This window comes from Limnohabitans sp., assembly GCF_044361645.1.
Classification (GTDB): Bacteria; Pseudomonadota; Gammaproteobacteria; order Burkholderiales; family Burkholderiaceae_C; genus Limnohabitans_A.
Map to the genome: position 1 here is coordinate 1 of NZ_JBIKIL010000145.1, position 8754 is coordinate 8754.

Sequence of the window (8754 nt, forward strand, 5' to 3'; positions counted from 1 at the left end):
CGCGCAAAGGTTTGGGGGTACGATCGCCGCTGACTGTTTACCGTGAACTGCTTGCAAACAGCCAGCAACACTCCACGCTCATCCACTGAAATCAAGGGTGTTGCACTTCACTTTTGAATCCGCCCTGTCATTAACCCTTGACTTAATCATTGACCACCACGACCATCGCACAAATCCAAGCGCGTATTGATGGTCGTGACCAGTTGATTGTATATACAGTAAATTTTTGTATACCCAAGGGAGATCGGTATGCAAGTCGCCAAATGGGTGAACTCGCTTGCGCTACGTTTTCCGGCACAGTTGGTCGCTGCTTTGGGGCTGAAAGAGGGTGAAGAGGTGGAGTTACACCTGGTGGGCGAGCGGCAGTTTCAGGTGAATAAAAAGCCAGAGTCAGCCGATCTGTTGGCCCGGCTGCGCCAACTGACGCCCGAAATCCATACCAGCAGAGGAAGCGACAAAAAACATGTGATGCAACACACCAAACCTGCATACAACAACTAAAATATACTTTTTCAAACAACTATCCCGGCCGACCCGAGCCAATACCCCAGCCCCCGTGCAAGCGCTGCCAAACAGCGCGCGCACTGCGGTAGCCATCTTGAAGCGCAAAAAAAGCGCCCAAGCCCCCCAAGGGCAGCCCACCACACATGCCCACGCCCGCCCCCAGCCGCCGCACGCAGCTGCAAGAAGACACCTACTTTCGGGTGCTGCGCATGCTGCAGGTCAACCCCGACCTGACGCGGCGCGAAATCGCTCAGCAACTGGGCATCAGCACCAGCGGGCTCAATTACTGCCTCAATGCCCTCATCGACAAAGGCTGGGCCAAGGTGCAGAACTTCAGCCAGTTCAAAAACAAATTTGGCTGCATCTACGTGCTGACCCCGCAAGGCATGCTGGAAAAAGTCTCGCTCGCCAGCCGCTTTTTGCAGCGCAAACAACCCGAATACCAAGCCCTGCGCACCGAAATCGACAGCCTGAAGGCCGAACTGAGCGCGCCAGACAACGGCCACCCCGGCCCCCACGCCCACCCCGCCAACCCATGACCCAGCACATCACTCCCGTCATCCTGTGCGGCGGCTCTGGCACCCGCTTGTGGCCCCTCTCGCGCACCGGCTTTCCCAAACAATTTTTGTGCTTGACCGGCAACGACAGCCTGTTTCAGCAGGCCGCGCAGCGCCTGAACCAGCTGGGTAACGCGCACATCCAAGTCAGCCCGCCGCTCATCGTCACCGGCGAAGAGCACCGCTTTTTGGCCACCGAACAACTGCGCGAAACCGGCATCGAACTGGGCCGCGCCCTGCTCGAGCCCGTGGGCCGCAACACCGCCCCAGCCCTCACGCTGGCGGCCCTGGCGGCCATGGAAGCTGGGCAAGACCCCATCCTCGTCGTTACCCCCGCCGACCAAACCGTGGCCCAGCCCGCCGCCTTTACAGCGGCCATGCACCAAGCCATCGCCCAAGCCGCCACTGGCAGCATCGTCATCCTGGGCATCACCCCCCATCAAGCCGAAACCGGCTACGGATACATCAAAGTAGCCCGTCATTGCGAGGAACGCAGCGACGCGACAATCCATGAAACCCGTCATTGCGAGGAGCGCAGCGACGCGGCAATCCACCATCTGTCGGTCCAAGCCTTCGTCGAAAAACCCAACCTCCAAACCGCCCAGCAATACCTGAGCGAAGGCGGCTACTACTGGAACGCCGGCATGTTCGTGCTCAAAGCCTCGGTCTGGCTGCAAGCGCTGCAACAATTCCGCCCCGACATCGCCCAAGCCACCCAACACGCATGGGAGCAACGCAGCACCGACGCCGCCTTTGTGCGCCCCGGCAAAGCCCAATTCACGGCCATCCCCGCAGAATCCATCGACTACGCCGTCATGGAACGCTGCCCCGGCAGCGCCTTCCCCATCCAGATGATCCCGCTCGACGCCGGATGGAGCGACCTGGGCACCTGGGACGCCGTGTGGAGCGTGCTGCCCAAAGACGAACACGGCAACGCCCATGTAGGCGACGTGCTTCACACCTGCAGCCACAACACCTTAGTACACGCCAGCAGCCGCCTAGTGAGCTTGGTGGGTGTGAGCGACTTGGTGGTGGTCGAGACTGCAGATGCCGTGCTGGTGGCCAGCAAGGCCAACAGCCAAGACGTGAAACACATCGTCAACCAACTCACCGCACAAAAGCGCGAAGAGCAAATCTTGCACCGCAAAGTGCACCGCCCCTGGGGCTGGTACGACAGCATCGACGAAGGCGGCCGCTTTAAGGTCAAGCGCATTCAGGTCAAGCCCGGTGCCAGCCTGAGCCTGCAAAAACACCACCACCGTGCAGAGCACTGGATCGTGGTGACTGGTACGGCCGAAATCACCAACGGCGACAAAGTGCTCACCCTGACCGAAAACCAGTCCACCTACATCCCCCTGGGCGAGGTGCACCGCTTGGCCAACCCCGGCTCCATTCCGCTGGAGATCATCGAAGTGCAATCGGGCAGTTATTTGGGTGAAGACGATATCGTGCGGTTTGAAGACACCTACGGCCGCGTGCGTTGAATTTCAAATAAAGCAAACTCGGGCAACGCAAAAATGAAACTGCTCATCGTTTTTGGCACCAGGCCTGAAGCCATCAAAATGGCTCCTCTAGTCAAGGAGCTACAGAAATCCTCCAAGCTTGTGGTCAAAGTGTGCGTTACGGCGCAGCACAGGCAGATGCTCGATCAGGTTCTCCAGCTGTTTGAAATCACCCCCGATTACGACCTTGACCTCATGCGCCCAGGTCAGACGCTGCCGCAACTGACCAGCAACATTCTGATGGGCATGGATGGCGTATTGGCCGACTGCTGCCCAGACTGGGTACTGATCCATGGAGATACATCAACCACCATGGCGACGAGCCTCGCTGCCTATTACAGACAAGTAGGCGTGGCCCATGTGGAGGCTGGTTTGCGCACCCACAACCTCTATTCGCCCTGGCCCGAAGAAGGCAACCGTCAGATCACCGGACGACTGGCCGGTCTGCACTTTGCGCCCACAGAAGAATCCAGAAGCAATCTGGTCAACGAGGGCCTGTTGTCCGAAACCATCTATGTGACGGGCAACACCGTTATTGACGCATTGCTCAGCGTAAGCCAACGCGTTGCCAGTGACCCACAGTTGAGTGCCACTCTGGCTGCGCGGTTCCCGTTTCTCGATCCTGTCAAACGTCTGGTTCTGGTGACCGGCCACAGGCGTGAAAATTTCGGGTCTGGCTTTGAGTCCATCTGCCACGCACTGAAAGACATTGCCCGTGAGCCTGGTGTGCAGGTTATCTATCCGGTGCACCTGAATCCTCAGGTTCAAGAACCTGTCCGCCGAATCCTTGGCGACGCCGCGAATGTGCACCTGATCGAACCGCTGGACTACCTGCCCTTCGTTTACCTCATGAAGTGCAGCCACCTCATCCTGACCGACTCGGGTGGCATCCAGGAAGAGGCGCCTTCGCTGGGCAAGCCGGTGCTGGTGATGCGAGACACGACCGAACGTCCCGAGGCCGTGGCTGCAGGCACGGTGCGCTTGGTCGGTACGGACCACAGCCGCATCGTCAGCGAAACACTCACATTGCTCAAAGATGAGGCTGCATACCAGCGCATGGCCTTTGCTCACAACCCTTACGGTGATGGTGTTGCTTGTCAGCGTATACGTAACATCTTTGAAGAACTGGCTGCGTCTACTACCACCCATTACCATGAACCTGCCCTTTAAAACCATCTCCATCTTCGGCCTCGGCTACATCGGCCTGCCGACAGCTGCCGTCTTTGCCAGCCGCAAAGTCAAAGTCATCGGTGTTGATGTGAACCAGCACGCCGTGGACACCATTAACCGAGGCCAGATCCACATCGTCGAGCCTGACCTGGACATGGTCGTGCATGCCGCTGTGAGCGAGGGTTATCTGCGTGCCACCACAAAAGCAGAGCCAGCTGATGCCTTTTTGATTGCAGTGCCAACGCCATTCAAGGATGGCCCCACGGGACCGCATCACCCGGACATGGACTACATCGAATCCGCCAGCAAATCAGTTGCGGCGGTCCTCAAGGCCGGTGACCTTGTGATCCTCGAGTCCACTTCGCCAGTGGGTGCCACCGAGCAAATGGCGGCCTGGCTTGCAGAGGTTCGCCCCGATCTCACCTTTCCCCAGACCCACGGTGAAGCCAGCGACATCCGCATCGCCCATTGCCCTGAGCGAGTGTTGCCAGGACAAGTGCTGCGCGAACTGGTCCAGAACGACCGCGTGATTGGGGGCATGACACCCAAGTGCTCAGCCGCTGCAACACGCCTGTACAAAACCTTTGTGCAAGGCGAATGCGTCATCACCAACGCCCGTACCGCCGAAATGTGCAAGCTCACGGAAAATAGTTTCCGCGATGTCAACATTGCCTTTGCCAACGAGTTATCCATCATCTGCGACAAGTTGGACATCAACGTTTGGGAACTCATCAAGCTGGCCAACAGGCACCCACGCGTCAATATTCTGCAGCCTGGCCCAGGCGTGGGTGGGCATTGTATTGCGGTTGACCCTTGGTTCATTGTTAGCAAGACTCCTGAGCTGGTCAACCTCATCCGTGCTGCTCGCGAAGTCAATGACGCTAAGCCCCATTGGGTGTTAGAAAAGGTAAAACTCGTCGTTGCCGAGTATCTGCTGGCAAATCCAACTAAGTCTGCATCGGATGTAACAGTTGCGTGCTTTGGCCTTGCATTCAAGCCCGACATTGATGACCTGCGTGATAGCCCAGCTTTAGAAATTGCATATCAAATTGCAATCTCTCACCCCGGCCCAGTTTTGACCATCGAGCCACACATTTCTTTGCTTCCCAATGTGTTTAAGTCGACTAAAACAGAGCTAGTTGAGTACGAAAAAGCTGCTCATAGGGCTGATGTTTTGGTGCTTTTGGTAGACCATAAGCAGTTTAAGCAACTGCCTTTGACTCCATCAACCTCTCAAAGGATTGTTGATACGAGAGGCGCATGGGTTGCCTAATCGTTTCATCGATTTTGATTTGAACAAAATAAGCTTTGTTAAGCGCAACAAAAGAAAGCAATGCGTACATATATAAATAAAATTGCACTCATAACCGGCATAACTGGCCAAGATGGTTCCTATCTCGCCGAGTTCCTGTTGAACAAAGGGTATGTGGTTCATGGCATAAAACGCCGAGCATCCATGTTTAACACTGCGCGGATCGACCACCTTTATCGCGATCCACATGAGGCAGATGTCCGCTTTTTCCTGCACCATGGTGATTTGACAGACTCCAGTAGCCTTATTCGCATCATTCAGCAGGTTCAGCCCGACGAAATCTACAACCTTGCGGCGCAGAGTCACGTTGCAGTCTCCTTTGAGGAACCGGAGTACACGGCCAATTCAGACGCCCTGGGCGCTCTGCGCGTTCTGGAGGCGATCCGCATTCTGGGGATGGAGAAGAAGACCCGCTTCTATCAAGCCTCCACCTCCGAACTGTATGGCTTGGTGCAGGAAACGCCGCAGAAAGAGACCACTCCCTTCTATCCACGTTCGCCCTACGCAGTGGCCAAGCTGTACGCGTACTGGATCACGGTGAACTACCGCGAAGCCTACGGCATGTACGCGTGCAACGGGATCCTCTTCAACCACGAATCACCGGTGCGCGGCGAAAACTTCGTGACCCGCAAGATCACGCGCGCGCTGGCACGCATCAAGCTCGGTTTGCAGGAGCACCTTTACCTGGGCAACCTGAATGCGCTGCGCGACTGGGGACACGCCAAGGACTACGTTGAGATGCAATGGCTCATGTTGCAGCAGACGCAGGCCGAGGACTTTGTGATTGCCACGGGGGTGCAGTACAGCGTGCGGGACTTCGTGAACGAAGCCGCCTCGGAAATGGGCATCAGGATGCGCTGGGACGGCAGTGGCGTGGAAGAAAAGGGATATGACGAACAAGGAAAGTGCCTCGTATCCGTCGATCCCCGCTACTTCCGCCCGACGGAAGTGGAAACACTCTTGGGCGACGCATCCAAAGCTCGAGAGAAGTTGGGTTGGTCGCCCAGGATCACCTTTCGGGAACTTGTCAGCGAGATGGTCCGCGAAGATCTGAAATCCGCTGAAAGAGACGAACTCATCAAGCGCCACGGCTATGCGGCCAACGATTACCACGAGTAAGCGCAGATGAATCTGCGTCGCAACCTGCTGGCGGGGCTGGCCAATTCAGGCTGGTCTGCATTGGTAGGCTTTGCGGTCGTGCCGTTCTATCTCAAGTATCTCGGCATGGAAGCCTATGGTTTGATCGGTTTCTTCATGACCGCGCAAGTGATGTTTCAGTTGCTTGACATGGGGATGGCGCCGACCATGAATCGCGAGGTTGCGCGGTGCTCGGCCTCCGGCCAACTGAGGGACGCCGGCAAGCTGCTGCACACGCTGGCCGTCATCTACTGGTGCGTCGCCATTGTCATCGGGCTGGCGGTCATTTTGCTGGCGCCTGTTATTGCGACCCACTGGTTGAAGTCGAAGGACCTTCCGGGTCAGACCGTCGTGAACGCGCTGATGCTGATGGGCCTGGTGGTGGCCTCGCGATGGCCCATTGGCCTGTACCAAGGTGCGCTGATCGGCGCACAGCGAATGACCATATCCAGTGCGGTGAACATGTCCATGGTCACCTTGGGCAGCGTGGGCGCAGTGTTGATCCTGGCTTTTGTGTCTCCGACCATTGAAGCCTTCTTTGCCTGGCAGGCGTTCGTGGGACTGGTTTACGCGGTGACACTGAGGAAGGTCACCTGGTGGGTGATTGGAACGTCGGATGCGAACCGGTTCGACACGGCGGAACTCAAGCGCATATGGCGTTTCACCGCAGGTATGAGTGCCATCGGGCTGACGGGCCTTGTGTTCAGCCAGCTCGACAAGGTCATCCTCAGCAAAGTGCTCGCCTTGGAGGACTTTGGGCACTACATGCTCGCGTCCGTCGTGGTGAGCGGGCTGTACATCCTGATCACGCCCGTGTTCAACCTCATCTATCCCCGTTTCTCAGCTTCGGTCGCCAAGGGTGATCTCGGGGAATTGACGAAGCTGTACCGCCTCGGCACCCGGTTGCTGGCCTCAATCCTTTTCCCGGCTGCCATGCTGCTCGCGGTCTTTGCAAAGGATATTGTTTACGTCTGGACCGGCAATCTCCAGGTCGCGACCAGCACGGCGCCTGTGATCGCATTGCTAGCTTCAGGCTCTGCACTCCACGGCCTCATGCATTTCCCGTACGCCTTGCAGCTCGCATATGGCGCAACGCGCCTGTCGTTGACAATCTATCTGGCGCTGATCGTTGTGATGCTTCCCTTGCTGGCCTTTCTACCGCTGAAATTCGGCACCGTGGGCGGCGGCGCAGCGTGGTTGGCGGTGTTGATCTTTTACATGTTGTTCGGGACTTGGTATATGCATCGGCGGCTCTTGCCTGGACAAGGTCTCCATTGGCTCGGCCGAGATGTCGGCATACCCTTGTTGCTTTCGATGGCCGTCGGGGCCTGCCTTTGGCAACTCGACTCAACCTACTTCGACGACGTTTTCGTGAAGCTGACTGGCGGAGTCTTAGCGATGCTGGCACTTCCCCTCGTATCCGTCCTTACATCTGGTGAACTGCGAGGTTACGCTCTGGCGATGCTTCAGCGCAGGACTCGGTAACACCTGACACGTTTGATTGCTGCCACTGCCCCGCACACCGTCAATTGATTCAATCTATTTATGACTATCATTCCGAATTCCGTTCGCCAGCGTCTGAAGAAACACCGCTGGCTCTACTCCTTTTATAAAGGCATGGAGCGCAAGCTTCATCACCTGAAGGACTGGTGGGGAACAATGGTCTGGAAGAAGACCACTGAAGTGACAACACCGTTAGGTTTCAAGCTTGTTTCAGGCTTCCATCCTGCGTATCAACAGATGCGGGTTGGTGAGTTCGAAGTGGAAGAAACGAAAATCATCAGAAAAATGCTCGCACACGTACAGGTGTTTGTGGACGTGGGTGCGAACTTGGGCTACTACACCTGTCTGGCATCACAAGAGGGGAAACCGGTACTTGCCTTTGAGCCGCAGCAACAGAATCTCAAGTGCCTGATGCAGAACCTTATAGTAAATAGCTATCAGGACACCGTGGAAATATTCCCCCTGGCGCTCAGTGAAAGACCCGGGCTTCTCACACTTTACGGTGCAAGCGGGCCGTCCGCCTCCTTGATCAAAGGTTGGGCAGGTTATTCGTCCAAGCACAGCCAGCAGATCGCAGTCTCCACACTGGACAATATTCTGGGAACGAGATTTGAAGAAGACCGCATCTTCATCAAGATCGATGTGGAGGGTGCTGAGTTTCAAGTCTTGAGCGGGGCGCTGCTGACACTTGATCGCAAAGTCAAGCCTATCTGGCTCCTGGAGGTGTGCCTGGAGGAGTTCCATCCATCCGGATTCAACCCGGACTACCAGAAAATATTCAATCTGTTCTTCGACCGGGGCTATACGGTTTACACCGCCACCGAGTCGCCTGTTCGCGTTGATCGACAAAGTATCCTGAACTGGGTTGCGCAAAAATCCAACCGCCAGAGCACATTCAATTATGTTTTCATCGACGAAGCTCTCGAATCGCATGTCACGGATACAGAAGTTCGACACCTTTTTCCAGAAACGCTTCCTTCCGCAGCCCAGTCTGCCAATAAATTCAAGCACTTGCGAGGGTTTTCAGACTGAAGCTTAAAAATCTTTGTAGTGGCACGTTATGCTTTCT

8 protein-coding genes are annotated in these 8754 nt (G+C 56.3%); all 8 read left to right on the forward strand.

Features of this window, described 5'->3' with window-relative positions; all coding sequences use genetic code 11:
• The first annotated feature begins 249 nt into the window (after positions 1 to 249).
• Entirely contained in the window at positions 250 to 501 is a 252-nt protein-coding gene (locus ACIQ39_RS17135; protein ID WP_396435809.1) for an AbrB/MazE/SpoVT family DNA-binding domain-containing protein, read from the forward strand.
• Between the two features lie 146 nt (positions 502 to 647).
• Positions 648 to 1043 (forward strand): MarR family EPS-associated transcriptional regulator, encoded by a 396-nt coding sequence (locus tag ACIQ39_RS17140; protein WP_396435810.1) that lies wholly within the window; start codon positions 648 to 650, stop codon positions 1041 to 1043.
• The gene (locus ACIQ39_RS17145) at positions 1040 to 2545 is read left to right on the forward strand and encodes a mannose-1-phosphate guanylyltransferase/mannose-6-phosphate isomerase (RefSeq protein ID WP_396435811.1); all 1506 of its coding nucleotides are present in this window, start codon (positions 1040 to 1042) and stop codon (positions 2543 to 2545) included. The genes ACIQ39_RS17140 and ACIQ39_RS17145 overlap by 4 nt, the downstream gene beginning before the upstream one ends.
• Positions 2546 to 2578: 33 nt before the next feature.
• Positions 2579 to 3733, forward strand: coding sequence for a non-hydrolyzing UDP-N-acetylglucosamine 2-epimerase (gene wecB, locus ACIQ39_RS17150; RefSeq protein WP_396435812.1), 1155 nt, complete (start codon positions 2579 to 2581; stop codon positions 3731 to 3733).
• Positions 3717 to 5006 carry a UDP-N-acetyl-D-mannosamine dehydrogenase gene (wecC, locus tag ACIQ39_RS17155; RefSeq protein ID WP_396435813.1) on the forward strand — a complete coding sequence of 430 codons (1290 nt, stop codon included), beginning with the start codon at positions 3717 to 3719 and terminating at the stop codon, positions 5004 to 5006. The genes wecB and wecC overlap by 17 nt, the downstream gene beginning before the upstream one ends.
• Positions 5007 to 5066: 60 nt before the next feature.
• A complete protein-coding gene (gene gmd / locus ACIQ39_RS17160; RefSeq protein ID WP_396435814.1) occupies positions 5067 to 6164 on the forward strand; it encodes a GDP-mannose 4,6-dehydratase in 1098 nt (365 codons plus the stop codon).
• 6 nt (positions 6165 to 6170) lie between these two features.
• Positions 6171 to 7667 carry an oligosaccharide flippase family protein gene (locus ACIQ39_RS17165; protein ID WP_396435815.1) on the forward strand — a complete coding sequence of 499 codons (1497 nt, stop codon included), beginning with the start codon at positions 6171 to 6173 and terminating at the stop codon, positions 7665 to 7667.
• 60 nt (positions 7668 to 7727) lie between these two features.
• On the forward strand, positions 7728 to 8717 hold the full coding sequence (locus ACIQ39_RS17170) for an FkbM family methyltransferase (RefSeq protein WP_396435816.1): 990 nt from the start codon (positions 7728 to 7730) through the stop codon (positions 8715 to 8717).
• The last annotated feature ends 37 nt before the right edge of the window (positions 8718 to 8754 follow it).